This window comes from Edaphobacter sp. HDX4 (genome assembly GCF_036877565.1).
Taxonomy (GTDB): Bacteria; Acidobacteriota; Terriglobia; order Terriglobales; family Acidobacteriaceae; genus Edaphobacter.
The window spans coordinates 47,925-72,779 of record NZ_JAEDXW010000013.1 but is presented as its reverse complement, the minus strand read 5'-3'; the positions used below and the strand labels follow the sequence as shown (position 1 = coordinate 72,779).

Sequence of the window (24,855 nt, the reverse complement as noted above, 5' to 3'; positions counted from 1 at the left end):
AAGGGCGCAGTCGAAGGATCTGCGGTTCTCCACTTCGCACGCGACCACCCCTTCAGCTGCTTCTCCCGCGCAATCGCATCACCCACGTAGGTGAACCGTTCAAACCACACCAGACGATTGCAGTTGTACCGCTTCGAGTAGGCGGGTGGGCGGGTGGCCCCCACATAAATTAGTGGTGGGTGGCCCATACATAATTTAGAGCCGACACATCGGGTGGCGGGTGGCCCACACATTAAAAAGCACCGACACATCGGGTGCCCCATTCATGCAGTCTCATCGCATGAGTGGGACATTCGGATGGGTGGCCTACATCTGACCGTCAGGCCACAAATCGGGTGTCCCCTCAATTGATTCTGAGCATGTAAGCATTAACGCCTAAGCTCGCACCCTATCCAGCGCTTTCTAAATATGTTCGAAGAAAAATCAAGGCGCGACTCCCAGCTGAGGAATAGACTGAGTCCACCGGTCCCAACTAATTGAAGCTCTGAGGAGAAGCCCTTGAAGATTCTTGGTTACTTTCTCATGGTTGCCTCAGTACTGATTCCGACAATAGGAGTTTGGGTTTTTATCGCAACAAACCGATTGAGCACGCCACAGCAGTTCGTAGGGCTAACAATGGTTGCGCTCTTCATTTTCGTGACAGTGGCGACGATCGGATTGATTGTCCTCGCAGCCATAAAAGCGATTCAACTCGATTCCGGCTTCCTGAAATGGCTCGGCGGAGCGACGGTCGCCGAAGTGGCAGGTATCTGCACAATTATCGTCAAAGCCTACTTCGGCGATCACAAATAATTTGAGACGGTTCGGACGGGTAGTCCACGTCTCGGCGGGTGGCCCACACATTAAACGCACCGACACATCGGGTGCCCCATTCATGCAGTCTCATCGCATGAGTGTGACATTCGCGCGAAAGCGCGAACCTAACCCAACCCTGTCAGTCATCCCCCTCCTCCCAACATCTCTCCATCACCTCTCCCCTTCCGGGACTACAATTGCGCACCCCGGGGAATCGCAATTCAAGCCTTGTGAAAGAGAGATCCATCATGCTCGGAGAACAGATTGGAGAAACCAAAGGAAAAAGACTTGTCCGACGGGTAATTTCCGTCGACCCACCATCCGCAGAAGTTTCCTTCGAAGACACCGGCCAGATATTCGGTACACCCACCACCGGTATGGGAACTTACACCTCCGTCATCCGTCCGGATGGCTCCATTCTTGGCCAGGGCCAGGGTCTCAGCTTGACGGAGGATGGCGAGGCCATCACCTGGACCGGAACCGGCGTAGGTAAGTTCGGTCCCGGCGGTGCTGTCAGCTACCGCGGCATGCTGTTCTTCCAAACCGCGTCCCAGAAGCTTGCACGCGTCAACAACGCCTGCGGAGCCTTCGAATACGAGGTGGATGCCTCCGGTAACACCATCTCCAAAATATGGGAGTGGAAGTAGATCTGGATCGCCCGGGCCGAGTGGCCCGAGCCTCCTCACGAAATCGGGTGCCCATCTTCGCGACGGCATCATCATCGCCAACGTGGGCACTCGCGCAAAGCGCGAACCATCATTCCAGCAAACCCTTTCGGCAACCGATCCCCACCGCCGTGTCATCCTGAGCGAAGCCCGAAGGGCGCAGTCGAAGGATCTGCGGTTCCCTCAACCCCGCCACCACCTTACCCCTCGCTCAAATCCACCCAAACGCATGTGCATCAAGGCGTATCATCACGGCCATGCCTCTGACCTTGCCGCAGATGTTTCATCTCCACCAGTGCTATCCGCCCTCGCGCGCACTGGACGTCAAATCTCTCCTCCGCGATGGTTTCGATCGCAAATCGCTCGCATCGCAGATCAGGCCAGGCATGCGCGTCGCGGTGGGCGTCGGAAGCCGTGGCATCGCCAACCTTCCCGAGATCCTGGACGCTGTCCTCAACCTCCTCCGCGCCTCCGGTGCAGAGCCCTTCATCCTTCCCGCCATGGGCAGCCATGGAGGAGCCACACCACAGGGCCAGCAGAACCTCCTCGCCGGATTCGGCATCACACCCGAAACGCATGCACCCTTCAACACCAGCATGGACGTCGACCAGATCGGCACCTTCGGCGATGGCTATCCCGTCGTCTTCAGCCGCGCCGCTCTCGAGGCGGATGCCATCGTCATCCTTAACCGCATCAAGCCACATACCGACTTCTTCGGCCATCTCGGCAGCGGAATCCAGAAGATGCTCGTCATCGGCTTCGGCAAGCACGTCGGCGCTGCCAACGCGCATCGAGCCGCGATGCAGCTTGGACATGAAGCCGTCATCCGCGAAACCGCGAAGACCATCCTCGGCAAGGTTCCCGTCCTCTTCGCCGTCGCCATCCTTGAGGATCAGCATCATCAAACTCATGACCTGCGCGTGATCCCCGGCGACGAGATCCTTAAGGAAGAGGACGCTCTCTTCGTAAAGTCGCAGCAACTTCTCCCCCGCCTTCCCTTCTCCAACATCGATCTCCTCATCGTCGACGAACTAGGCAAAGAGATCAGCGGCACCGGCATGGACACCAACGTCATCGGCCGCGGAGTCTTCGGCTATATCTCCTCGCTCCAGCCGCAAGGCAGCCTGCAGCACCCACATATCAGCAGAATCTTCGTCCGCGATCTGACGCCGTCCACCCGTGGCAACGCCATCGGCATTGGCCTCGCCGACTTCACCACGACGCGCCTTGTCAACGCCATCAATCGCGACTACACCTACACCAACTCTCTTACCTCTCTCGGTCTCGCCTGCGCCAAGATTCCGCTCTACTTCGACACCGACCGCGAGGCTCTCGACCGTGCCCTCGGCTCCCTCATCACAGAGCCCGCAAACGATCTGCGCATCGTGCGAATCAAAAACACGCTGAGCCTCGACCACATGCTCGTCTCTGAACGTCTCACCCTCGACATCGATCCCTCGCTACCCGTCGTGATCGATCCCCACCCGCAAACCCTGGACTTCGATGCCGAGAGTAACCTGCTTCCCTTAAGCGCACTGAAAGAGGCGAAGTGAGTCTCCGGCGCCATTTTTGTAGGCAGGTGGCCCACACATAAATTAGAGCCGACACATCGTGTGCCCTATTCATGCGGTCTCATCGCATGAGTGGGCATTTGTGCAAAGCGCGAACCACAATTCTCAAAGCCCACCCAGCAACATATCCCACCGTGTCATCCTGAGCGAAGCCCGAAGGGCGCAGTCGAAGGATCTGCGGTTCTTCCACCCCGCCACCACCCTCACCCTCACCAAACATCTTCCAAGCGGGCGGCCTATCCATCCAATCTCTCCCTCACGCTGTTGCCCCAGTCCTGACGCAGATCGTCATTGCTTTACAAGCGCGTCAAGACCGGATTGCGCAATGGCTTCGTCGATCTCCGATTTAGCCCCGCTCGCCGATATCCCACCTAGAAGCTGCCCATCGACCTTTATCGGCAACCCTCCCTGATTGGGGAAAAACTCCGGAAACGCCAGCGCTTCCGTACTGCCCTTCTTTATCGTCTCTGCTCCGTCCCTTGACGGTTTGCCGTAGAAGGCCGCATGTCGCGCCTTCTTTTGAGCAAATTGAATCGTACTGAGTGAGGCTGTTTCGCCCTTCTCCAGAAAAAGCAAATTGCCGCTCTCATCCACGACGCAAATGGTTACGGAGACGTTCAACTCCTTGGCCTTCGCCTCCGCTGCAGCAACCATGACTTTGATATTGGCAAGATCCAGATACTTCTTGCTTGGAAGATCGCTGGCAAAGGCCGCCATCGCTGGAACAAGAATTGCCACCAGGAATCGATTCACAAATCCTCCCATAGAAATTGTGCGTTCCAATCTACAAGAGAACGGGTGGCGCATACATTCCAAACCACCAAAAAGCGAGTGCGCCCCATATCTCGATTCTGAGATGTGGGCATTCGCGCGAATCCACCCTCCAAAACTCCCCACCGTTGTATCTTCACAATCCGCACGAACGGACGTGGTACCTTCCCCTGCAGGAGACAAACCCATGCGCCTCGCATCTTGTCTGTTCGCCTTTGCTGTCGTCCTCTCGCCCCTTGCCCTCTCCCCCGCGCCGGCCGCTGCCCAGCAGCCCACCACCCCCCTCGCCTGCGATGGCACCTACAACATCGTGCGCGTCTCCGAGATCAAGCCCGGCATGATGCAGAAGTTCCTCCAGGCTGCCGCCGCCCAGCAGGCCTGGTACAAACAGGCCGGCACCCCTGATCAGATCACCGTCATGCGCATTATCGACCGCAACCCCGACACGAAGGTCGCCACCTACTCCGACACCCAGGCCCTCACCTCCCACACCCGCCCCGGCGACAGCAGCCAGCCTCCCGCTCACGACGCCGGCTACGACGCCTTCGTCGCCCTCTACAAAGAGAGCTCCACCATCAAGTCCGAATACTTTACCTGCATGGCCAGGTAACGACCCTTATCCACGACGGGCCGCCATACATCCATCAGTCACTACAGCGAGTGGCCGGGTGCCCCATTCATGCGGTCTCATCACATGAGTGGGAACATTCGTTGGATGGGTGCCCCTACGCCGCCTCTAGGCCAAATATGCGTGCACCGTTCATACGGTCTCATCGCATAAGTGAGAACGAGTCCACCGTCACACCATCTTCCACTCCCGGGCCCGGCGCCACACCCAAATCCTGTCAAGACCACAAATCCGCACCAAACAGCACATCCGAAACAATCCAGACAACTTCCACACCAAAATAATCCACCACCAAGTGCCAAATCCCCCCAGCCGATCTTCTACAATAGAAAGAGAAGCAAAAAAAGCCCCGGCACTCGCCGGGGCTTCTCGCTTTAACTCGCTGGTCTGGCATCCCAATTGCGCTCGAGGTCCAGACCTAAATTCTCTGCTTTGAAGATTTTGCGCAAAAACAAGGGGATACCATGCACAACGAAACCATCGTCAACAACCCGGACCCAAAGAACGGCTTCCAGTGTCACCACATCTTCCCCGACGGCTTCCGCTGCGGCAGCCCGCGTATGCGTGACGAGCAGTTCTGCTACTTCCACCACGACTCTCGCCGCCCCATCGTCCGCCCGCAGGAGCGCATCGCCCGCCGCAGCAGCTTCTCCCTCTTCACCCCCACCAGCCACAACGCCATCCAGGAATCACTCGGCGAGCTTCTCGTCCGCATCGCCACCAACAACATCGACTCACGCCGCGCCGGACTCCTCCTCTACTGCCTCCAGATCGCCTCCGCCAACCTGCGCACCGAACAGAAGGCCCAGCGGACACAGGCTTCACTCGACCCCTCCACCAGCTTCGATGAAGAAGCAGAACTCGAGGAAGAACTGGAACATGCCCAGACCAGGCGAGCCACGGAAGGGCCGATCAACCCTCCCCCGGAGCCTTGATATGGGGTAATGCGGTTCAACGCTTCTGGTACGGATGGAAGATGTAGTCCTTCGGCTGCACAGCCACATGGCACTTGTGCCCGCAGTCTGCGGGGCTGGGGTCCGCCGTGAACTTGTTCGATGCGGCTTCGTAGTTGAACACCGCGTATCCCCATCCTCCGCTCTTCGGGAATCTTTTGCTGTCCTTTTCCATCACGAAGGCCTGGGTAAAGACGTCCGGAACATCCACGACGAAGGGAGCCTCCGTGCTCTTCTTCGGCTTCCACTGCAGCTTCACGATCCTGGAACCCTCCGGGAAAAGCTCGCCGTTGCTCGGAATGCCGGCCTTGTAAGCCTTGATCATGGTCGGATTGGCCACGATCACCTTCAGCACTTCGTCTGTCCGTGCGGAAGAGACCACCGCCCAGTCCTCGTATCCTTTGAAGTCGGAGAACGCGACCCCATCCGGAGATTTCAACGAATACTTCTCCTGCGAATAAACCGCCGCTGTGACCAGCACAGCGAGCACTGCCACAGATCCCGCAATCGTGAGCTTGCTTTTACGCTTCATGGCTGATCCCTTCTTAACAGGAGTTCATTCGGCTACTGGATGCGGCGAAGCATAACACGCGCTCTTAATGTCTGATTTACCTTTCCCACGCGAGTTTCGCGCCCACTCGTAAAGCACGTGTGGGCGGCTGCATACCTAAAGACGAGAGCCTGGGCACAATCTAAACCCGACTCTCAGCGGTGATGATTGCCATCTCCTTCATCTTTATCGCGGCCCAGAGTACAAAGCGCGGCATGCGAATATCCGCTGGAGAAGGTCGCAGAACCCACGATCTGACCGTTGTCGTTGATGCCGGCCGCATACTCGAAGGTGCCGCGGCGATGTTTGCTGAGGTCGATCATCTCGCCGTTGTCGTAGAAGAACGGATGGCTCTCTCCACTCGAAGTCGTGGAATTCCCGACGATCTGACCGCTGCTGTTGATGCCTTCGGCTTCGCTGTAGGTTCCGCCAAGTGTTCCCAGATCGATCATCGTTCCATGCTGAAACAGAAACGCATGCGTCTCACCGCTCGAAGTATCCGAACTTCCGACGATCTGGCCTCGCTCGTTGAGCGCCGAAGCGATGCTGTTCGCTCCACCCAGAGTACCGAGGTCAGACATCCTTCGTCGCTGGTAAAAGAAGGCGTGCGTTGAGCCGGTGGCAATGCCAGAGCTGCCGACGATCTGGCCCTGCTCGTTAATCGCGGAAGCATAGCTCGCAGTTCCACCCAGGGTTCCGAGGTCAGACATCGCGCCGCGTTCATAGAGGAAGGCATGTTCCGCCTGATCGGACGTGTACGCGAATCCAACAATCTGGCCGCGATTGTTGATACCTGTAGCTCCGGCATATTGTCCACCCAATGTTCCGAGGACGGTCATTTGCCCCCTGTCGTAAAGAAAAGCCTGGTGGTCCTGGCTGCTAGGATCGACCTCTCCAACCACCTGGCCGCTCTCGTTCAGGCCCCGGGCATTGCTATAGACGGCGCCAAGAGCTCCGAGATTAATCATCCGCCCCCGGTCATAGAGAAAGCCGAACATTGGCTGTTTCGGAAAGGTGGTCAGAATGGAGTCGGAGAGTCCCACCGCCTGGCCGCGATTGTTGACAGCGGAGCCGCCACTCGCATATCCGCCCAGCGTGCCCAGGTCTTGCAGGGCACAGCTCTGGGCAAACGCTGGCTGAAGGGCGGGAATGAACGTCGACAACGCGATGGAGATGCAGGCAATCGATTTGGCTGCGCCGGACAGATCGCATGAAAATGGCATACGAACTCCTTTCAGATTTTGAGAATGGAACGATTCGCTGCCGGATAATGGCCCGCGTCCTCGCAACGAAGGCCCAGGAGAACCGGACTGCCTGTGAACTTAGAAGCCCAACCGAGCTGATACAGAAGATTGCGGCCGACGACCCCGAGTGGTGGGAGATCCTATCCAGCCTGGTAGATAAAACCTCCACCAACAGAACCGAAAAAGGGGCCTGACCTGAGCAAAGCTAGACAAAGGGATACTACCTGCCCGCCCGGTTGTCAAAATATTTCCTTCTTCATGGAGCGCGCCCCCGCAGAGATGAGGATGGCCCACATCCAAACTCATCTAAAGACGGGTACCCATCAACGCAGCCATGGAACAGCGGCCTTATTCGCTTGCTGGTGAGGCGAGCATTAGCCGGTCGCAGCCTTCGAAGCTCCGCGAAAGACCTTCGCGCTCGGATCTACTTCATCGATAAAAGCCGCATCCAAGCTGAAAGAGAGTGAATTCAAGAATGGGTACCCTTAGCTGTGTCACCGTCTGCCAAAGGCTCCGACGAGCTTAATTCTCTTCGATCCCGTCTTGCATTGCTTTCGGAACGGGAGCATCTGCTCGCTCAGATCGATGAGGCAACTCGATCTCTCGTCCAGCCCGAGGAGATCAACCTGACGGCCGCGACACTCCTTGGGCAGCACTTGAGAGTAAATCGATGTACCTATGCGGACGTCGAGCCGGACCAGAACACCTTCAACGTGACCGGCAACTACATTCACAACACCCACTCCATCGTCGGTCGATACGTCGGAGAGCAGATTCCACACATCGGCCTGCAACTGATGCGTGCGGGAACGCCCTTCATCGTTGAAGATACGCAAGCGGACGATCGTATCCTCAGCGATTCTCCAATAGTTCTCGAGACCCTTCGAGCAACCGACGTCCGATCCATGATCTGCGTTCCCATCCTCAAAGACAACACCTTCTCGGCAGTAATGGCGGTTCAGTGCAACGTACCCCGTCACTGGTATCCCGAGGAGGTGAGCCTTGTGCTCTCGGTCGCCAACCGTTGCTGGGAATCGATCGAGCGCAGCCGGGTCTTGCGCAACCTGCAGGAAAGTGAACAGCGCCTGCGCCTGGCACAGGAAGCAGGAAGAAGTGGGACGTTCGATTGGTACATCCCGCAGGATCGCGTCTACTGGTCACCGGAGCTGGAGAAGCTGTATGAAATTCCTGTCGGGTCATTTGAAGGCTCATTCGAAGCTTGGGTCAAGCGCCTTGTACCGGAAGATGCGAGGCGCATAGCCAATGAGATCGAACAGGCTCTCAGGAGGAAGCAGCGCGACTACGGTTTCGATTTCCGCATCATCCTTCCAGACAGATCGCAACGCTGGCTCCATGGACAAGCACATTTCCTTTATGCGGAGAACGGCAACCCACTGCACATGATCGGCATCAACGTCGACATCCACGAACGCAGGCTGACCGAAGAGGCGCTAATTCGAAGCGAGAAGCTGGCCATCGTCGGCCGTCTTGCTGCCTCCATCGCGCACGAGATCAACAACCCGCTCGAGTCTGTGACCAATCTTATCTATCTTGCTCGCCACTCCGGTCCAGCCGAAGCACAGACCTATTTAGAGCAGGCGGATATTGAGCTTCGTCGCGTTGCTCTCATCGCCAATCAGACACTTCGCTTTCATCGCCAGTCTTCGAACCCCACGTCTGTGAAGCTCAAAAGTCTCTTCGAGGGGGTCCTTGCACTTCATCAGGGTCGCCTCACAAACGCCCGAGTTCGCGTCAAGAAGGACTTTCGAGAAGACAACCAGATTGTCTGTTTTGAGAATGAGATCCGTCAGGTTCTGAGCAATCTCATCGGCAACGCCATCGATGCGATGCCCTCGGGAGGAACCCTGTCGCTCCGCAGTTATTGCCGCACAGATGCTCTCAGCGGCCGCCTGGGAGTCGCAATCATCGTTGCCGACAACGGCACAGGGATGCCGCCCTTCGTTGTTGAAAAGCTCTTTGAGCCTTTCTTCTCTACGAAAGGATTCAACGGAACAGGGCTGGGCCTGTGGATCAGTCAGGAGATCATTCAACGCCATGGTGGCCGTCTTCGAGTACGCAGTTCGCAACGATATCCGTTCCGAGGCACCCTGTTCTCTGTCTTCCTTCCGCTGTCTGCAGACAAGCGTCCTGCATAGGAGGACGCTTGCTGAACATCTCACTCTTTGATCTCGTAGACACGCTCAGAGGCAATCCACATAGCGTCTTTCGGAAACGCGGGCGAATCGATCTTGTAGATACGACGCTGTTCATCGTTTACGGCCATTGCAAGAATCGTTCCTTCGACAAATTCATCCTTGAAGCTGATAACCGCGGCTTTTCCTTTTTCCATCATGGTCTTCATGACTCCTCGCCAGGTTAGATGACAGAATCGGCCTCGAAGGAGACAGCTGATCCTCGATGATGCTATCCGTGATCGGCGGTCGCGACTTCAGTCATGACGACCCCATGCCCAATTTCTGCCGATGGCCGCGATCGGAGCCGGTGCACGAACATCTATCCTGAATAGGATTATGACTATGGATCCAAAGATCACCGAAACCCAGATATCGACGCTCGTCGAGGCCTTCTACGCAAAGGTCCGCCGCGACCCTGACATTGGCCCCATCTTCAATGCCATCGTCGGTGATTGGCCGCACCATCTTGCTACCCTCAAGGATTTCTGGTCGACCATCCTGCTTACCACGGGTCGCTACAAAGGCGATCCCATGATGACCCATCTCCAGCTTCCGCTCGATCCAGAGCACTTCGAGCGCTGGCTCCAACTCTTTACAGAAACCGCGAAGGAAGTTCTGCCGGAACCTGGTGCCGAGACCGCGATTCTTAAGGCGATGCGGATAGCGGAGAACTTCAAAGCAGGCATCGCTCTTCAGCGAGATGCAAGAGACACTCTGCCCCTCTAGCTTTGCTAGAGATGGAAATACCCGGCCCATTACCTCTGGTTTCAATGGATAACAGGTTTTTCAACGGAATCATTGGCTCGTGTCATAGAATTGCAGCAGCAAGACTCCGGGGTAAAAACTTGGACCTTCACACGCTGCACGTTGAGCACACTGTGCTTCTTGCGTTATATACCCTCCTCACTCTGGCCAACTCCTGGCTATACAGAGAGACAAAGGGGGTCAACTGGTTCTGCCTGTATAGTCTCTTTCTTCTTTCGGGAGCCATAGCAATCGCTCTGCGGGGTCAGATTCCCGCGCCCGTGTCTATTCTTGGCGGAACCCTGCTGGTGGTCGTAGGTTATGCTTGCCTCTACCAGTCTCTGCATGACTTCTTCGGACTCGAGGGCTCTCACTCGTCTTTCCAGGTAGCTCTTCTGCTCCTCGCAACAATTGCGATGCTGGAATATGGCTGGATTCAACCTGACACCGGCAAACGTCTGATCGCCTACAGCCTCATTCTCGGTCTCCAGCAGTCTCATACCGTCCTCCTGCTTTTACGCAACCATGAGCCTGCCCTTAGGATCCCAAGCATGTCCATGGCAGTGATGGTCGGCGCTCTCGTAATCAGCAACTCGGTGCGGATTCTCGGTATTCTCTTACACGGCGCTCCAGACAATTATCTAAATGCCGGGCCCTTCCTCGTCTGGATTCTCCTCGTCAACACCTGCCTCCAATGGGGAGCCATGGTCACATACATCTGGTTGACCGCCGCTAGGCTCCGCGGCAGACTCGAGGCGCAGGCGATCACCGATCCGCTTACCGGTGCCCTTAACCGCCGCGGAATCGAGATCGCCGCCGGGAAACGCATCCTCCTCTGCAAACGGGATCACCAGCCACTCTCTGCCATCGTCGTCGATCTCGACGATTTCAAGCGAGTCAACGACACCTTCGGACATCATTGTGGGGACGCCACCCTCATAACCATCGCCGCATGTCTGCGGAACGGCATCCGCCCCGGCGATCTGCTCGCGCGCATCGGCGGAGACGAGTTTGCGATCCTCCTTCCAAATACGCCTCTGAGCGAGGCCATTGAAATCATCGAATGCCTTCGTCACTCGGTGAAGCACACGGAGATCGTTCACGGCTCCTTCCATACTCGTGTCTCCGCCAGCTTCGGCCTCGCTGAACTTGAGCCAGACGTCGAAGACTGGGAACAGCTTTCCATGCGATGCGACAAGCATCTGTACGAAGAGAAGCTTACGCGAAGCGCCGCGCTCAGCAGGCAATCCGCCGCGTGGACCTCCCCCTCGGCTGACACCATAGGACTCACAGGGCGAACTGCATTGGGATAATCTGAGTTCCATGCGTTCGCGAAATCTACTAGCTGCCTGGCTCAACCTGTCCCTTCTGTTTGCCGCAACAGCCTATCTCCCCGCCCAGAGCTTCCCTGAAATCAAACCAGGCCCGGCTCAACTTGAGTGGCAGGATTTGGAGATCGGTGTCATCTTCCACTTCTCGACCAACACCTTCCTCAATCGAGAGTGGGGCGACGGAACAGCCTCTCCATCGGTCTTCAATCCCGCGCATGTCGACACCGACCAGTGGATGGCGGCAGCAAAGGCAGCCGGGGCGAAATACGCAGTCCTGGTCGCGAAGCATCATGATGGGTTCGCGCTCTTCCCGAGCGCTCACACGGACTATTCCGTGAAATCCAGCCCGTGGCTCAATGGCAAAGGCGATCTCGTTCGTCTCGCCTCCGACTCCGCTCACAAGGCAGGACTCGGCTTTGGCATCTATCTCTCTCCCTGGGACCGTCACGATTCGCGCTACCCAGACCCGAAGGCATACGACAGGTACTATCTGTCGCAACTCACGGAGCTGGCGAGCCACTATGGCCCACTCACCGAGTTCTGGCTCGACGGCGCCGGATCTGAAGGTCGCACCTACGACTTCGACAAGATCGTGCAGGAGCTTCGCACCTACCAGCCCAACACCCTCGTCTTCGCCGATGTGGCGCTCTACAAGAATGCCGATATCCGCTGGGTCGGCTCCGAGAGCGGTACGGTGCCTTATGAAAACTGGAACGTGATCGATCGCACAGGCTATCTGCGTTGGCGACCTGTTGAAGCTGACACTCCTCTGCGCAAGCTTCATTGGTTCTGGCATCCCAACGACGAGTCTTCCCTGCTGTCGGTCGAGGAGCTGCTGGACATCTACACCAAGACCGTCGGTCGCGGTGCACAGCTGATGCTCGGTCTGGCGCCGGACAATACAGGCCGCATGCCCGAGGCTGACGTCGCACGCCTCCATGAGTTTGGCGAGGCCTTGAAGCAGATCTATAGCGACAATCTCGCCGTCAAGGCGCTACACACTTCCAATACGCCTGCCTCTGCCGCTACCGACAATGATCCATCGACCTTCTGGTCGGCTCCTGAACGGCATGCCACGCTTGAGCTGCACTTCGACAAGCCCGTAACCTTCGACCGCTCGGTCACAATGGAGTGGCTCAACGACGGCCAGCGCGTTCAGGAGTACAGCGTCGAGGCCTGGCAGAACGGGGCGTGGAAGACGTTGACGCATGCTTACGCCATTGGGCACAAGAAAATTGACCTCTTCCCCTCCGTCACGACACAACGGGTTCGTCTTAACCTGCTCTCCACAGTAGGTTCGGCAGGCGTTCGAGAATTTCAGCTCTACAACGGCGCCAGATCCGACACACCCCGTGCCAGGTAAAGGACACCATAGGTGTAACTAAATAATCGGCTTTTCCTCTCCGCGAAGCGAAGATTCTGCATCGTACCTCTTGTAACGCATTTTTATAGGGAGAACGATAAAGACAATGATCCTCCTGCTTATCATTCTGATTTTGCTGTTCGGTTTTGGCGGATATCGCATGGGACCCGGCCTGGGCTATTACGGTGGCGGAGGCCTCAGCCTCATTCTCACCATTGTGCTCATTCTTCTTTTGCTAAAGGTCATCTAAACCAGACCTGCCGGATGAGACCTGCTTTCTTCAAAGAAAGCAGGTCTCATCCGCTTAACGCCTTCGGCTGGTCGTCCCTCCCAGAAGGGACCCCAAAACTCCTCGCACGATCTGCCTGCCTACCGTGCTTCCCATCGTTCGCGCCGCACTCTTGACCATCGCCTGAACAACCGTGTCCCCGCGACGCGAGCCGCCCCCTGTACCCAGCACGCCTCCCAGAATAGAACCGGCCTCTTCGAGCCATCCACCGCTTTGTGCTGCCGTTCCGGCTTGGGCTCCGGCAGAGGCCGGCGCTGAGGCCGACGGCGAAGCAGCCACCTTGTCCTTCAGCTTCTCGTAAGCCGACTCGCGATCGACAGGCGTCTCGTAAACCCCCGCGACGACAGATGACTTGATGATCGCCGCTCGCTGTTCCGGTGTAATCGGACCGATCTGGCTGTGCGGAGGAGAGATCATCGCCCGCTCCACCACGCCCGGAATCCCCTTCTCATCCAGGAAAGAAACCAGCGCCTCTCCCACACCCATCTGGGTGATGACCTCTTCCACATTCAGCTTCGGATTCGCACGAAACGTCTGCGCAGCCGCCTTGACGGCCTTCTGGTCTTTGGGAGAGAACGCTCTCAGCGCATGCTGCACACGATTGCCCAGCTGTCCCAAAACCGTGTCTGGAACGTCGATGGGATTTTGAGTCACAAAGAATACCCCAACACCTTTGGAGCGAATCAACCGGACGACCTGCTCAATCCGCGATTGCAGCACCGCCGGCAGATCGTTGAACAGCAGATGCGCCTCATCGAAGAAGAAGACCAGCTTCGGCTTTTCGGGGTCGCCGACCTCGGGCAGCTTCTCGAACAGTTCACTCATCAGCCACAACAGGAAGGTGGCATACAGTTGCGGCGACTGCAGCAGCTTATCTGCCGCCAGGATGTTCACCACACCGTGGCCGTTGCCATCGGTCTGCAGCAGGTCCTCGATGTTGAGCGCCGGTTCGCCGAAGAACTGATCGCCTCCCTGCTGTCCCAGCGCGACCAGTCCGCGCTGGATCGCTCCAATACTCGCGGCGGAGATATTGCCGTAGCTGCTCTGGTACTCCTTCGCGTTCTCCGAGACATGCCTCAGCATCGCCTGCAGATCTTTCATGTCGAGCAGAAGAAGCCCGTTGTCGTCCGCAATCTTGAAGACCAGCGTCAGAACTCCAGTCTGCGTATCGTTCAGGTTGAGGATGCGGCTCATCAGCAGCGGCCCCATCTCACTGACCGTAGCCCGCACCGGATGCCCCTCCTGGCCAAAGACGTCCCAGAAGACCACGGGTGCGCCGGAAAACGTCCACTCGCCCAGTCCCATCGCCTTCACCCGCTCGTCGAACTTCGGCGAGCTCTTGCCGGGCTGGCTTATGCCGGACAGATCGCCCTTCACGTCCGCAGCAAATACCGGCACGCCGATAGCGCTCAGCCTCTCCGCCATCACCTGCAGGGTAACGGTCTTTCCGGTTCCCGTCGCACCCGCTACCAAACCGTGGCGATTCGACATTACGGGCAACAGATAAAGCTCCTCCGCACCCTTTGCAATCATCGGCATCTCAATCATCTGTATTGCTCCTTCGCCGCGCTTTGAACACTCTCACAATAACGCATCCTTGCGCATCTTCCGGACCGCAACTAGAGTGGTGCTGACAAAACGATCTCCTCCAGGGCCGATCTCAAAAATGAAATTCACTCGACGCCAGACTCTCAAACTCCTCTCCTCCACTGTTCCCCTGCTGGCGATGCGGCCCTCGATAGCATTTGCCGCCTCGCTACCGCTGACATCCGGTCCCTTCAAAGGCACACGCGACTCGCTGACCGCCTACCGGATCCCCGCCTGGTTCGGGAACGCCAAGTTCGGAATATGGTCTCACTGGGGTCCCCAGTCTGGCGTCGAAGACGGAGACTGGTACGCCCGCAATATGTATATGCAGGGCTCTCCGCAGTATGAATATCACGTAAAGACCTACGGCCATCCCTCCAAAGTCGGTTACAAAGATCTCGTCCCGAAGTTCAAGGCCGAGCGCTGGGACCCCGAACACCTGATGGACCTCTACGTCAAAGCTGGCGCTCGCTACTTCCTTTCCATGGGAGTCCACCACGACAACTACGACATGTGGAACTCCCGATATCAGCCGCGCTGGAACTCCGTAGCGATCGGTCCCAGGCGAGACATCGTCGGCTTGTGGAAGATCGCCGCCCGCAAGCGCGGCCTGAAGTTCGGCGTCTCCGAACATCTCTCCAACTCCTTCGACTGGCTCGCCCCCGCACACACCAGCGACTCTTCCGGGCCGCTCGCCGGCGTTCCTTACGACGGCACACTGCCTGCCTACTCCGACCTCTATCACGACTACTCGGACGAACCGAAGGACTTCGCGAAGACCGCGCAGGCCATGGGCCGGGTCGCTCCAGACCGGTGGAAGCTGCGCTACTTCAACCGCATCAAGGACCTCATCGACCAGCACCAGCCCGATCTGCTCTACACAGACGGCGGAATTCCGTTCGAGGAGTACGGATATTCGACGGTCGCAGAGCTCTACAACGTCAGCGCCTCCAGGCACGGCGGCAACGTCGAGGCCGTCTACACCAGCAAGACCGCGAGCGACTGCACCACCGGAACCTGCGCCCTCGACCGCGAACGCGGCGTGCTCGACGACATCGCACCCCACCCCTGGCAGACCGACACCTGCATCGGACAGTGGCATTACAAGCGTGGCATCAAGTACAAGTCCGCCAAAAAAGTCATCGATCTGCTGGTCGACATCGTCAGCAAAAACGGAAATCTCATGCTCAACTTTCCCCTGCCCAACTCAGGAGAACTCGACGCCGATGAGCTCGTCACGCTCTCCGGCATCACCGCCTGGATGCAGGTGAACAGCGAAGGCATCTATGACAGCCGTCCATGGAAGATCTACGGCGAAGGACCTTCCACCAGGGTCGTCATCCGGAAAAACGGCAAGGAGTTCGACCCCAACGAAGGCAAGAAGCCTGACCTGACCGCCTCCGACATTCGTTTCACCACCAAAGGCCCAACCATCTATGCGTTCGTTCAGGGATGGCCGAAGGAACAGGCCGTCGTCCCCTCTCTCGGAACCAGAAGCCCTCACGCAGCGAAGATCACCCGCGTACAGATTCTCGGGCACGATCAAAATCTCAAGTTCAGCCAGCAGCCCGAAGCACTGAGGGTCACGCTTCCTTCCGCAAAGCCCGCCACCGCCGATATCGGCTTCGCCCTTAAGCTGACGACCACCGCGAGCTGACGATCAGAACCGGCGATCCTCCACATGCTTGATCATCCGGACCACTTCGATCTGCTCACCGTCTCCGACCGGAACCTGGACGCGCTCCATCTCGCGATATCCCTTCAGCGAGTACAACGCCACTCCCGTCAGCGTGCTTCCCATCTCGAACCTGCGGAATCCCGCATCCGCGGCGGCCTGCTCTGCAGCTTTCAGGATCAGGCCTCCGAGGCCCATCCTTGCGAATCTCGGATGCACGAAGATCGCCCGGACCTTCGCTGCATCAACCGCCGGATCCAGCAGCTCCGGCTCTATCCTTTCCATCTGGTGGTCTCCACCGTAGAGAGTCTTTCGCCGGCTCCATCCACCGCACCCGGCAATCTCACCCTCTTCCGTGCTCGCCACGAAATAGGTCCCGTCGGCAATCAGCTGACTATCGGTCGTGAAGACTGTCTTTAACGACGCCTCAATCTGTGCCGCGGTATAGTCTCCCGTCTGCAGGCCCCGCACAGAAGCCTCGATGAGCTCGCGAATCCTCGGCAGATCTTCCTCGCTTGCCACCCGCAGATCGAACTTCGCCATACACAGAAGTATAAGAGCCTCGGTTTCTCCCCTCCTGCCATTCCCTGACAGCACTTTTACATCTTCTGCATTGTCCCCAACATCATCCCGGGCATAAACTCCTGCCATGCGACGTCCTCTGCTTGCTCTGCTCGCCCTGCTTGTAGCCACCTTCACCGCGCCCGCCCCTGCATTCGCTCAGGACTGGGCAAAAGCACGCCTGGATGCCTCCCCTCGTCACCGTGAATACGTGACACTCAAACACGACGATCGTTCCCTGCAGGCCTTCGTGGTCTACCCGGAGGTCAGCCACAAAGCTCCCGTCGTCATCCTCATTCACGAGATCTTTGGCCTCTCCGACTGGGCAAAAGAGATGGCAGACGAACTTGCCGGCGCCGGTTACATCGTCATCGCTCCCGACCTTCTCTCCGGCTCCGGTCCCGGCGGCGGCGGCACCGATTCCTACTCGGGAACGGACGCCATCACCAAGGCCGTCTCCGGCCTTGATCCCAGTGTGGTCAACGCAGACCTGGATGCAGCCGCAGACTACGGCCGCAGACTCCCTGCCGCCAACGGAACCCTCGCCTCGGTCGGCTTCTGCTGGGGTGGCGGAAAGTCCTTCGCGTTCGCGACGCATCGCAAAGATCTGTCGGCCGCCTTCGTCTTCTACGGCCCTCCGCCTTCCGATCTCTCCGCCATCACGGCCCCCGTCTACGGTTTCTATGCTGGCAACGATGCACGTATCGGAGCTACTCTTCCCGCGACCGTCGCCGCAATGAAGGCCGCAAAAAAGAAGTTTGAGCCTGTCACCTACGACGGTGCAGGCCACGGTTTCATGCGGGCCGGAGAGGACCCCGCGAACAACAATCCCGCCAACAAAACAGCGCGGGATCGAGCCTTCTCACGTCTCACCTCCCTGCTCAAATCGATGCCCGGTTCGTCGAGTTCGTCAGTACGGCCCGCATCCGTTCACCAGAGCGCGCACGCCACAAAACCAGCCACACCGCAGGCCTCGTGCCATCCAGCCGAAGTGGCTGCGATAATGTAGGGGTGGCTGCCTCATTGAATACATCCCTCCAGGACGAGCTCGATCGCATCACCCAGAACACTCGTGCCCTCGTCCAGCCCGAACGTCTCGCCTTCTCCGAGAGAACCGTAGCCGAGCTCTTCGCGACCGGGATTGAAGATCGCATTCTCAAACCCGGCTCCGAGGCTCCATCGTTCTCCCTGCCCGATGCTCGTACGGGTAAACCCGTGCAATCGACGGACCTCATTCCTCTCGGTCCTGTCGTTCTCAAGTTCTTCCGTGGCCGATGGTGTCCTTACTGCGTCACCGAGCTCGAGACCTGGCGCGATCTCAGCGCCGAGCTTCGCAGGCGCGGCGCTCTTCTGGTTGCTGTCTCACCTCAGGCTCCTCGCCAGAATGCCTTCATGCTCGACCAGCACGGCCTGCCCTTCCCCCTGCTCACCGATGCCGACTGCAAGGTCGCCGAGCAGTTCGGAATCGCCTACACCGTCACACCCGAGCAGCGTAGCTACTACCAGTCCATTCTCGTCAATATCCCCTTCAACAACGCGGGACTCAACTACCAGACCGCAACCGAGGAGAGCTGGCGCCTTCCCCTGCCCGCCACCTTCGTCATCAACCGGCAGAACATCATCACCTTCGCTGAGGCGCACGCAGACTTCCGCGTGCGCCCCGAGCCGGTCGACGTTCTGGCTGCACTCGACTCCGCAGGGTAGTAGACTTGCTCGGCACCCCTCACCGTTCCTCGCTAAACGCCTATCCAGCGCGAGTTCACTGGTCGAGTTCGCTGGTATAGTCATCTTCGATGACTACGCTTTCTTATCCGCGCCGCCGCTTCCTTCATGACGCCTCACTCGCACTGGCTGCGGTTGCGCTTCGTCCCACCTCGCTCTTCGCCCAGACCCCATCCACTCTCAAGCTGGGCACGGGCGCACCGACGGTAACCGTCCCCCAAGACTTCATCGGCCTCTCATACGAGGCCATGCAACTCGAAGACCCGTCCTTCTTCTCCCCGAAGAACTCCAGCCTCATCGCTCAGTTCAAGGCAATCAGTCCTCGAGGAGTTCTCCGTCTCGGCGGCAACACCAGCGAATTCGGCTGGTGGAAGGCCACCGACTCCAGCCAGGCTCCCGTTCGCACGCGCGGCAAAGCCGACAACGGCGAGCCTCCTCCCTCTACCATCTTCTCCATCACACCCGACGCCATCCGCAATCTGGATGGCTTTCTCAAGGCCACCGGCTGGACCTGCATCTACGGACTCAACCTAGGCTTTGGGACCACCAAGGCTGATATTCCCGAGGCTCAGTTCGTCGCCCAGACACTCGGCTCGCGCCTTCAGTACTTCCAGCTCGGCAACGAGGTTGACCTGTTCAACCGCCACCTCCGTGACCCGAAGACCTGGGGCGTCGATCAGTACCTTAAGGAGTGGATTCCACTCGCCCTTGCCATCCAGAAGGCCGTTCCCGGAGCGAAGTTCGGCATGCCCGACGTCGCCTCCGACGTCTCCTGGCTTCCTAAAATTGCCGATCAGTGGTCTTCCCTCGCCGACAAGCCAAACGTCACTACCCTTTCGCATCACTACTACTGGGGCGGGCCTCCCGCCAGTCCGAAGGTCAACATCGAGCGCCTGCTGCAGCCCAGTCCCGCCGTCGCAAAAAAGGCCGCTCTCGCCCGGGAGGCTGCGACGAAGATGGGAGTCCCCTTCCGCATGACCGAAGGCAATACCGTCTATCAAGGCGGAAAGCCCGGTCTCAGCGACGTCTACGCCGCCGCGCTCTGGGGTGCGGACTACCTCTTCGAGCTGATGTCCCTGGGCTACTGCGGCGTAAACCTTCACGGTGGCAGCGGACACGCCCAGGCCGTCTCTGTCGGAGGTTCCTTGCGTGGCGAGCAGCTCATGAAGGATCCCAGCGCTCCCCATCCCAAGCCCTTCTACACCCCCATCGCCAACGAAGGCACACTCGCCGGCTCCGGCGTCAATGGCAAGCTCAACAACAAATACCTCCTCGAGCCCGTCGGCTACGGTATGAAGTTCGCCGCCCGCTTCTCCGGAACCACCATGCTCCCCCTGGACTTCAATCCCGGCACCGTCAACGCCACCGCCTACGCCGCGCGTCAGAAGAACGGTAAGGTGCTCGTCGCCGTTCTCAACAAGGACGCCACCCAGGACCTCACCCTCACCGCACCAGCAGCCGAGATCGTTGAAGTCCTCAGCGGCAACGCACTCGATCAGAACGAAACCCATATCTCCCACGGAAGCAAATCCATCCGGACCAGCAAAGCCTCTTCCGGCGAGACCATCACCATCCCTGCCCATACCGCCGTCATGCTCCAGCTGCGCTAGGACGAAAAACCACCAGCCAGCTGCACTCCCCTCCGAGAAATCAAGCCGCTTTCCTCTTGACCAAACCATAGCCATACGGTTATGGTTTTCTCGTGAAGCAGGCCGACCCCAATAACGTCTTCCGCGCCCTCGCCGACCCGACTCGCAGAGCCATCTTCGAGGAGCTGACCCGGCACGGCGAACAGACCGTCCATGCCCTGACCCATTTTGCGGGCGTGTCTCAGCCCGCCGTCTCCAAGCACCTCACCGTGTTGAAGCGGGCAAAGCTGGTGCGGCATCGTCGCGATGGACGCGAGACTCACTATCGAGTGCAGCCCGATGCGCTGGCCCCGATGGTGGATTGGCTGCATCACTACGGTGCATTCTGGCGCGACCGGTTTGATCGTCTCGAAACTCTCTTGGAAAGGATGGAAGAATGAGCAATCCAGCAGCAGAGACTACACGCACCCTTGTGATCGAGAGGGTATTCCCTCACTCGCCGGAAAAACTGTGGCGCGCACTCACCGAGAGCCCGCTCCTCGCGCAATGGCTCCTCAACAACGACTTCGAGCCAGTGGTTGGACGAAAGTTCCAGTTCCGTTCCGAACCCGTGCCCAACTGGAATGGTCTCGTCGACTGCGAGGTTCTCGTCGTCGATCCCCTCAAACAGCTCTCCTACAGCTGGGGTGCTTTGGGGCTTGACTCCGTCGTGCTTTGGACCCTTACTCCAACCGAGGGCGGCACCCATGTCCGCATGGAACATTCAGGCTTCCGTCCCGATCAGCAGCAGGCCTACGGCGGCGCCAAATATGGCTGGCAGAAGTTCTTCGATAAGCTGGAGCGGGTGCTCGGCGGAGGCCAGGAATGACGGCCAACAGCATGATCGAATCCTGCGAACCGCTCAACAGAACGAAGCTATCTGGTGGGACGACCGTTCCCATAGGGCTGGTCCTTGGCTTCTGGATCTCTACGGCACTCTTTGCGCTGCAGATGAGCTTCACTGCCTATGCCCAGCTTCGACTCCCTCAGGTCGCCGAGGCTTTCAGTCACCTCGGCTTTCCAGCCTGGTTCCGCGTTGAGCTCTCGTGGGCCAAGCTGGCGGGCGTGGCCGCCCTTCTCATCCCCATGGTTCCCGCGCGGCTCAAGGAGTGGGCCTACGCCGGCTTCGCCATCACGCTCGTCTCTGCCCTGATCGCGCACTTCGCCGCAGGCGATGGGGTCCAGGCATGGGGATGGGCGGCGGGGACCGGGGTTCTGTGGGTGCTGTCATACTTCTTCTTTCGCCGGCTCCAGGCTCGCGCGGCCGGCTATGCTGAGCGCACTGAAGATAGCTGCGAGCCGCGGAGACACACATGAAAAGTGCCGTTACGACGCAATCTGCTTCTGCATTCATCGATGCGAAGATCAACGAACTCGCCGACTGGCGCGGGAAGACGCTTGCGAACGTCCGCGCAATCATCCATGCCGCAGACCCTGAAATCATCGAGGAATGGAAGTGGATGGGAACACCCGTCTTCTCCCATGGCGGCATCGTCTGTACCGGAGAAACCTACAAGAACCTGGTGAAGATGACGTTTGCCAAGGGAGCTGCATTGGAGGATCCCTCCGGTCTCTTCAACTCCAGCCTGGAAGGAAACGTCAGGCGCGCCATCGACATCCACGAGGGCGAGAAGATCAATGAGGCGGCCTTGAAGGATCTCATCCGCGCTGCAGTGGCGCTCAACCTCGAGAAACTCGATAGCAAGGCCAAGGACAAGCCGAAGCCCCGGCGCGCAAGCAGCTAGCGCACCGGTTAGCCTCCTCTCAGATTCCCGCCATTTTGCCGGGCGCAGAAGAAAGCCCGGTGGAAGGTTCCCCCTGCTCCGCAGAACCTTTCACCGGGCAACGCTCACGGCTTACTTATTCTTGCGATACAGCTCAATCAAACGCGTCGTCGAGCTGTCATGCTCCAGCTTTGGTTGTTCCTTCGATTCCAGCTCGCCCAGGATCTTCGTCGCCAGCACCTTACCCAGCTCCACGCCCCACTGATCGAACGAGTCGATATCCCACACCACGCCCTGCGTAAACACGGCATGCTCATACAACGCCACCAGCTTACCCAGCACCGCCGGGGTCAGCGCGTCGGCAAGAATCGTATTCGAAGGACGGTTGCCTTCGAAGACGCGATGCGGAACCAGCCAGTCAGGCGTCCCTTCAGCCTTCACCTGCTCTGCCGTCTTCCCAAAGGCCAGTGCCTCAGCCTGCGCGAACACATTGGCCATCAGCATGTCATGGTGCCGACCGAGAGGATTCAGCGACTTGTAAAAGCCGATAAAGTCGCATGGAATCAGCCGGGTACCCTGATGGATCAACTGGTAGAACGAGTGCTGCCCGTTAGTTCCGGGTTCGCCCCAGTAAATCAGCCCCGTCTGGTAGTCGACCGTCGATCCGTCCAGAGTCACGTGCTTGCCGTTGGACTCCATCGTCAGCTGCTGCAGGTACGCCGGAAAGCGCTTCAGATACTGTTCGTAAGGCAGCACCGCCTGCGTCTGCGCGTCAAAGAACTCCGTATACCAGACGCTCAGCAGGCCCATTAGCGCCGGAAGGTTCTTCTCGACCGGCGTCGTCCGGAAGTGCACATCCATTGCATGGAATCCGTCCAGCATCTCGCGGAAGTTCTTCGGCCCGATCGCGATCATCGTCGAAAGCCCGATCGCCGAATCCATCGAGTAGCGTCCGCCGACCCAGTCCCAGAAGCCGAACATGTTCGCCGTGTCGATCCCGAACTTCGCGACCTCCTTCGCGTTGGTCGAGATCGCGACAAAGTGCTTCGCCACCGCCTTCTCATCCCCCAGCGACTTCAGCGCCCAGTCTCTCGCCGTGTGCGCATTCGTCATCGTCTCCAGCGTCGTGAACGTCTTCGAAGCCACCAGGAACAGCGTCTCGTCCGCATTCAGATCCTGCACCGCCTCCGCAAAATCCGTGCCGTCCACGTTAGACACAAACCGGAACGTCAGGTCCCTCTGCGAATAGTGCTTCAGCGCCTCGTAAGCCATCACTGGTCCGAGGTCCGAGCCTCCGATGCCTATGTTCACGACATTCTTGATGCGCTTGCCCGTGTGGCCCTTCCACTCACCGGAGCGAATCTTCTCGGCAAATCCGGCCATCTTGTCGAGAACCTCGTGAACAGCCGGCACAACATCCTCGCCGTCCACCTTGATCGACTCGCTCTTCGGAGCACGCAGCGCCACATGCAGCACCGCGCGGTTCTCCGTGATGTTGATCTTCTCGCCCGTGAACATCGCCTCGGTCTTCGCCTTCAGCCCTGCGTCCTCGGCCAGCTGCACCAGCAGCTTCAGAGTCTCGTCCGTCACGCGATTCTTCGAGTAGTCCAGAAACAGCCCTTCAGCCTCCGCCGTCAGACGCTCCCCCCGGGATGAGTCCTCCGCAAACAACTCACGCAGGTGCCTTCCGCGAATCTGTTCCGAGTGCGCCTTCAAAGCCTTCCAGGCCGGGCTGTCGACGAGAGATGTGTGCTTGGTTGCCGTAGGCATGCCTTTTGTTTCTCCTCTTCCGTTAAATAGTTCTTTCTTGACTGTGATGTCCGGGGAACCCAAAGGGAACATGTTTCGGCTGTATGTTCTCACACCATGCTGCATATGCGCATCAAGACGGGCCACTTGCGGAAGTAGCCTATGTGCGTTTATCGTAAAAGTGGTCGACTATCGCCCGTTCACGCGATGTCTGATCGGAAAGGGATCTCATGAGTACCACTCCGCGTCGTCCGCTTTCTCCCGAAGTTCCCCCTCCACCCGTACCCCCCGCTCAAAAGCAGACGCCGGCAGCCTCGCTCGACGCCTTTACCGGAGATCCAAACTTCATGACCTCGCTCGCGCGAGGTCTTATTGTTATCCAGGCATTTACGCAGCAGAACCCGCAGATGACCATCTCGCAGCTCAGCGTGCGCACCGGGCTCTCCCGCGCCGCCGTCCGCCGATGTCTCTATACCCTCACCAAGCTCGGCTTCGCCGGCGCTGAGGACGGTTCGCGCTACTCCCTGCGTCCGCGCATGCTGACCCTCTCCCACACCTACACTGCCTCGAGCACGCTCTCTTCCGCTGCCCAGCCCATCCTCGAGCGCATGTCCGCGGCCCTGCGCGAATCCTTCTCCGTCGCCACCCTCGATGGCGACGACATCGTCTACGTCGCCCGCACCACCGTAAACCGCGTCATGGCGGTCGATCTCCACATCGGCAGCCGCCTTCCTGCATACTGCACCAGCATGGGACGCATCCTGCTCGCCTACCTTCCACCCGAGCAGGTCGAGGCCTATCTCTCCCGCGTCAACCTCGTCCCTCACACCACCCGCACCGTCACCTCGGTCGAGAAGCTGCGGATGCTGCTGCGCAACATCCGTCGCAACGGCTATGCTCTCTGCGATCAGGAGTATGAGGTCGGCTTACGATCGCTCGCCGTGCCCGTCTTTGCACCCAACGGCCGCGCAGTCGCCACCATCAACCTCAGCGGCAGCGCACCGCGCATCTCCGCACTCGAGATGCAGACGCGCTTCCTCCCGCATCTCCGTAACGCCGCATCCGAACTGGCGGTCTTCCTTCGCTAGTTCTGTTCAGCTGTTCGAAAAG

General features: G+C 58.6%; 26 protein-coding genes. 19 read left to right on the top strand and 7 right to left on the bottom strand.

Features of this window, described 5'->3' with window-relative positions:
* Nucleotides 1–498: 498 nt before the first annotated feature.
* The 3 genes from JAO29_RS13710 to JAO29_RS13700 all read left to right on the top strand — a co-directional run bounded on the left by JAO29_RS13710 (nucleotide 499) and on the right by JAO29_RS13700 (nucleotide 3,013).
* Entirely contained in the window at nucleotides 499–792 is a 294-nt protein-coding gene (locus JAO29_RS13710; protein WP_334268795.1) for a hypothetical protein, read from the top strand.
* A 251-nt stretch (nucleotides 793–1,043) separates the two neighbouring features.
* Nucleotides 1,044–1,442 carry a hypothetical protein gene (locus JAO29_RS13705; RefSeq protein WP_334268794.1) on the top strand — a complete coding sequence of 133 codons (399 nt, stop codon included), beginning with the start codon at nucleotides 1,044–1,046 and terminating at the stop codon, nucleotides 1,440–1,442.
* 275 nt (nucleotides 1,443–1,717) lie between these two features.
* Nucleotides 1,718–3,013: a lactate racemase domain-containing protein gene (locus JAO29_RS13700; RefSeq protein WP_334268793.1), complete on the top strand. Its 1,296-nt coding sequence runs from the start codon at nucleotides 1,718–1,720 to the stop codon at nucleotides 3,011–3,013.
* 306 nt (nucleotides 3,014–3,319) lie between these two features.
* Here JAO29_RS13700 and JAO29_RS13695 read toward each other — a convergent pair whose 3' ends face one another.
* Entirely contained in the window at nucleotides 3,320–3,784 is a 465-nt protein-coding gene (locus tag JAO29_RS13695) for a GlcG/HbpS family heme-binding protein (protein ID WP_334268792.1), read from the bottom strand.
* Between the two features lie 205 nt (nucleotides 3,785–3,989).
* On the opposite strand from JAO29_RS13695, the gene JAO29_RS13690 reads away from it, so the two are divergent.
* Both JAO29_RS13690 and JAO29_RS13685 read left to right on the top strand, forming a co-directional pair.
* On the top strand, nucleotides 3,990–4,412 hold the full coding sequence (locus tag JAO29_RS13690; RefSeq protein ID WP_334268791.1) for a hypothetical protein: 423 nt from the start codon (nucleotides 3,990–3,992) through the stop codon (nucleotides 4,410–4,412).
* Between the two features lie 482 nt (nucleotides 4,413–4,894).
* On the top strand, nucleotides 4,895–5,365 hold the full coding sequence (locus tag JAO29_RS13685; protein WP_334268790.1) for a hypothetical protein: 471 nt from the start codon (nucleotides 4,895–4,897) through the stop codon (nucleotides 5,363–5,365).
* Between the two features lie 16 nt (nucleotides 5,366–5,381).
* Here JAO29_RS13685 and JAO29_RS13680 read toward each other — a convergent pair whose 3' ends face one another.
* Together JAO29_RS13680 and JAO29_RS13675 are read right to left on the bottom strand one after the other, a co-directional pair.
* A complete protein-coding gene (locus tag JAO29_RS13680; protein ID WP_334268789.1) occupies nucleotides 5,382–5,915 on the bottom strand; it encodes a cytochrome P460 family protein in 534 nt (177 codons plus the stop codon).
* A gap of 173 nt (nucleotides 5,916–6,088) precedes the next feature.
* The gene (locus JAO29_RS13675) at nucleotides 6,089–7,156 is read right to left on the bottom strand and encodes a hypothetical protein (RefSeq protein WP_334268788.1); all 1,068 of its coding nucleotides are present in this window, start codon (nucleotides 7,154–7,156) and stop codon (nucleotides 6,089–6,091) included.
* A gap of 512 nt (nucleotides 7,157–7,668) precedes the next feature.
* Between JAO29_RS13675 and JAO29_RS13670 the strand changes: the two genes are divergently transcribed.
* A complete protein-coding gene (locus tag JAO29_RS13670) occupies nucleotides 7,669–9,333 on the top strand; it encodes an ATP-binding protein (RefSeq protein WP_334268787.1) in 1,665 nt (554 codons plus the stop codon).
* A 20-nt stretch (nucleotides 9,334–9,353) separates the two neighbouring features.
* Here JAO29_RS13670 and JAO29_RS13665 read toward each other — a convergent pair whose 3' ends face one another.
* A complete protein-coding gene (locus JAO29_RS13665; protein WP_334268786.1) occupies nucleotides 9,354–9,539 on the bottom strand; it encodes a hypothetical protein in 186 nt (61 codons plus the stop codon).
* Nucleotides 9,540–9,714: 175 nt separating this feature from the next.
* Between JAO29_RS13665 and JAO29_RS13660 the strand changes: the two genes are divergently transcribed.
* The 4 genes from JAO29_RS13660 (at nucleotide 9,715) to JAO29_RS13645 (ending at nucleotide 13,060) form a co-directional block, all read left to right on the top strand.
* Nucleotides 9,715–10,098, top strand: a complete 384-nt coding sequence (locus JAO29_RS13660) for a group III truncated hemoglobin (protein ID WP_334268785.1) — start codon at nucleotides 9,715–9,717, stop codon at nucleotides 10,096–10,098.
* A 152-nt stretch (nucleotides 10,099–10,250) separates the two neighbouring features.
* Nucleotides 10,251–11,429, top strand: coding sequence for a GGDEF domain-containing protein (locus JAO29_RS13655; RefSeq protein ID WP_334268784.1), 1,179 nt, complete (start codon nucleotides 10,251–10,253; stop codon nucleotides 11,427–11,429).
* Nucleotides 11,430–11,439: 10 nt separating this feature from the next.
* On the top strand, nucleotides 11,440–12,810 hold the full coding sequence (locus JAO29_RS13650) for an alpha-L-fucosidase (protein WP_334268783.1): 1,371 nt from the start codon (nucleotides 11,440–11,442) through the stop codon (nucleotides 12,808–12,810).
* 106 nt (nucleotides 12,811–12,916) lie between these two features.
* Nucleotides 12,917–13,060: a DUF3309 family protein gene (locus JAO29_RS13645; protein ID WP_162401628.1), complete on the top strand. Its 144-nt coding sequence runs from the start codon at nucleotides 12,917–12,919 to the stop codon at nucleotides 13,058–13,060.
* A 54-nt stretch (nucleotides 13,061–13,114) separates the two neighbouring features.
* Here the strand turns inward: JAO29_RS13645 and JAO29_RS13640 are convergent, their stop codons facing one another.
* Entirely contained in the window at nucleotides 13,115–14,647 is a 1,533-nt protein-coding gene (locus JAO29_RS13640; protein ID WP_334268782.1) for a helicase HerA-like C-terminal domain-containing protein, read from the bottom strand.
* A 118-nt stretch (nucleotides 14,648–14,765) separates the two neighbouring features.
* Here JAO29_RS13640 and JAO29_RS13635 point away from each other — a divergent pair, with 118 nt between their 5' ends.
* On the top strand, nucleotides 14,766–16,343 hold the full coding sequence (locus JAO29_RS13635; RefSeq protein WP_334268781.1) for an alpha-L-fucosidase: 1,578 nt from the start codon (nucleotides 14,766–14,768) through the stop codon (nucleotides 16,341–16,343).
* 3 nt (nucleotides 16,344–16,346) lie between these two features.
* Here JAO29_RS13635 and JAO29_RS13630 read toward each other — a convergent pair whose 3' ends face one another.
* Nucleotides 16,347–17,012 (bottom strand): GNAT family N-acetyltransferase, encoded by a 666-nt coding sequence (locus tag JAO29_RS13630; protein ID WP_334268780.1) that lies wholly within the window; start codon nucleotides 17,010–17,012, stop codon nucleotides 16,347–16,349.
* Between JAO29_RS13630 and JAO29_RS13625 the strand changes: the two genes are divergently transcribed.
* The 7 genes from JAO29_RS13625 to JAO29_RS13595 all read left to right on the top strand — a co-directional run bounded on the left by JAO29_RS13625 (nucleotide 17,011) and on the right by JAO29_RS13595 (nucleotide 22,017).
* On the top strand, nucleotides 17,011–17,931 hold the full coding sequence (locus JAO29_RS13625; RefSeq protein ID WP_334268779.1) for a dienelactone hydrolase family protein: 921 nt from the start codon (nucleotides 17,011–17,013) through the stop codon (nucleotides 17,929–17,931). The two genes, JAO29_RS13630 and JAO29_RS13625, sit on opposite strands and share 2 nt — an antisense overlap.
* Nucleotides 17,932–17,945: 14 nt before the next feature.
* Complete coding sequence (locus JAO29_RS13620; protein WP_334268778.1) at nucleotides 17,946–18,626, top strand: peroxiredoxin family protein; 681 nt, start codon at nucleotides 17,946–17,948, stop codon at nucleotides 18,624–18,626.
* Between the two features lie 89 nt (nucleotides 18,627–18,715).
* Complete coding sequence (locus JAO29_RS13615) at nucleotides 18,716–20,254, top strand: hypothetical protein (RefSeq protein WP_334268777.1); 1,539 nt, start codon at nucleotides 18,716–18,718, stop codon at nucleotides 20,252–20,254.
* Nucleotides 20,255–20,346: 92 nt separating this feature from the next.
* Nucleotides 20,347–20,673 (top strand): ArsR/SmtB family transcription factor, encoded by a 327-nt coding sequence (locus JAO29_RS13610; RefSeq protein WP_334268776.1) that lies wholly within the window; start codon nucleotides 20,347–20,349, stop codon nucleotides 20,671–20,673.
* Entirely contained in the window at nucleotides 20,670–21,101 is a 432-nt protein-coding gene (locus tag JAO29_RS13605; RefSeq protein WP_334268775.1) for an SRPBCC family protein, read from the top strand. Before JAO29_RS13610 ends, JAO29_RS13605 begins: the two co-directional genes overlap by 4 nt.
* The gene (locus JAO29_RS13600; protein ID WP_334268774.1) at nucleotides 21,098–21,589 is read left to right on the top strand and encodes a DoxX family protein; all 492 of its coding nucleotides are present in this window, start codon (nucleotides 21,098–21,100) and stop codon (nucleotides 21,587–21,589) included. The genes JAO29_RS13605 and JAO29_RS13600 overlap by 4 nt, the downstream gene beginning before the upstream one ends.
* Nucleotides 21,586–22,017 (top strand): DUF1801 domain-containing protein, encoded by a 432-nt coding sequence (locus JAO29_RS13595; RefSeq protein WP_334268773.1) that lies wholly within the window; start codon nucleotides 21,586–21,588, stop codon nucleotides 22,015–22,017. The genes JAO29_RS13600 and JAO29_RS13595 overlap by 4 nt, the downstream gene beginning before the upstream one ends.
* A 111-nt stretch (nucleotides 22,018–22,128) precedes the next feature.
* Here JAO29_RS13595 and pgi read toward each other — a convergent pair whose 3' ends face one another.
* Nucleotides 22,129–23,766, bottom strand: a complete 1,638-nt coding sequence (pgi, locus tag JAO29_RS13590; RefSeq protein WP_334268772.1) for a glucose-6-phosphate isomerase — start codon at nucleotides 23,764–23,766, stop codon at nucleotides 22,129–22,131.
* Between the two features lie 209 nt (nucleotides 23,767–23,975).
* On the opposite strand from pgi, the gene JAO29_RS13585 reads away from it, so the two are divergent.
* Complete coding sequence (locus JAO29_RS13585; protein ID WP_334268771.1) at nucleotides 23,976–24,833, top strand: IclR family transcriptional regulator domain-containing protein; 858 nt, start codon at nucleotides 23,976–23,978, stop codon at nucleotides 24,831–24,833.
* Nucleotides 24,834–24,855: the final 22 nt, after the last annotated feature.

What these genes read in the sequence shown, in the direction of transcription:
- JAO29_RS13705 (WP_334268794.1), top strand. Translation starts at nt 1,044, where the DNA reads ATGCTCGGAGAACAGATTGGAGAAACCAAAGGAAAAAGACTTGTCCGA.
- JAO29_RS13700 (WP_334268793.1), top strand. Translation starts at nt 1,718, where the DNA reads ATGCCTCTGACCTTGCCGCAGATGTTTCATCTCCACCAGTGCTATCCG.
- JAO29_RS13690 (WP_334268791.1), top strand. Translation starts at nt 3,990, where the DNA reads ATGCGCCTCGCATCTTGTCTGTTCGCCTTTGCTGTCGTCCTCTCGCCC.
- JAO29_RS13685 (WP_334268790.1), top strand. Translation starts at nt 4,895, where the DNA reads ATGCACAACGAAACCATCGTCAACAACCCGGACCCAAAGAACGGCTTC.
- JAO29_RS13680 (WP_334268789.1), bottom strand. Translation starts at nt 5,915, where the DNA reads ATGAAGCGTAAAAGCAAGCTCACGATTGCGGGATCTGTGGCAGTGCTC.
- JAO29_RS13675 (WP_334268788.1), bottom strand. Translation starts at nt 7,156, where the DNA reads ATGCCATTTTCATGCGATCTGTCCGGCGCAGCCAAATCGATTGCCTGC.
- JAO29_RS13665 (WP_334268786.1), bottom strand. Translation starts at nt 9,539, where the DNA reads ATGAAGACCATGATGGAAAAAGGAAAAGCCGCGGTTATCAGCTTCAAG.
- JAO29_RS13660 (WP_334268785.1), top strand. Translation starts at nt 9,715, where the DNA reads ATGGATCCAAAGATCACCGAAACCCAGATATCGACGCTCGTCGAGGCC.
- JAO29_RS13650 (WP_334268783.1), top strand. Translation starts at nt 11,440, where the DNA reads ATGCGTTCGCGAAATCTACTAGCTGCCTGGCTCAACCTGTCCCTTCTG.
- JAO29_RS13645 (WP_162401628.1), top strand. Translation starts at nt 12,917, where the DNA reads ATGATCCTCCTGCTTATCATTCTGATTTTGCTGTTCGGTTTTGGCGGA.
- JAO29_RS13640 (WP_334268782.1), bottom strand. Translation starts at nt 14,647, where the DNA reads ATGATTGAGATGCCGATGATTGCAAAGGGTGCGGAGGAGCTTTATCTG.
- JAO29_RS13635 (WP_334268781.1), top strand. Translation starts at nt 14,766, where the DNA reads ATGAAATTCACTCGACGCCAGACTCTCAAACTCCTCTCCTCCACTGTT.
- JAO29_RS13625 (WP_334268779.1), top strand. Translation starts at nt 17,011, where the DNA reads ATGCGACGTCCTCTGCTTGCTCTGCTCGCCCTGCTTGTAGCCACCTTC.
- JAO29_RS13630 (WP_334268780.1), bottom strand. Translation starts at nt 17,012, where the DNA reads ATGGCAGGAGTTTATGCCCGGGATGATGTTGGGGACAATGCAGAAGAT.
- JAO29_RS13615 (WP_334268777.1), top strand. Translation starts at nt 18,716, where the DNA reads ATGACTACGCTTTCTTATCCGCGCCGCCGCTTCCTTCATGACGCCTCA.
- JAO29_RS13605 (WP_334268775.1), top strand. Translation starts at nt 20,670, where the DNA reads ATGAGCAATCCAGCAGCAGAGACTACACGCACCCTTGTGATCGAGAGG.
- JAO29_RS13600 (WP_334268774.1), top strand. Translation starts at nt 21,098, where the DNA reads ATGACGGCCAACAGCATGATCGAATCCTGCGAACCGCTCAACAGAACG.
- JAO29_RS13595 (WP_334268773.1), top strand. Translation starts at nt 21,586, where the DNA reads ATGAAAAGTGCCGTTACGACGCAATCTGCTTCTGCATTCATCGATGCG.
- pgi (WP_334268772.1), bottom strand. Translation starts at nt 23,766, where the DNA reads ATGCCTACGGCAACCAAGCACACATCTCTCGTCGACAGCCCGGCCTGG.
- JAO29_RS13585 (WP_334268771.1), top strand. Translation starts at nt 23,976, where the DNA reads ATGAGTACCACTCCGCGTCGTCCGCTTTCTCCCGAAGTTCCCCCTCCA.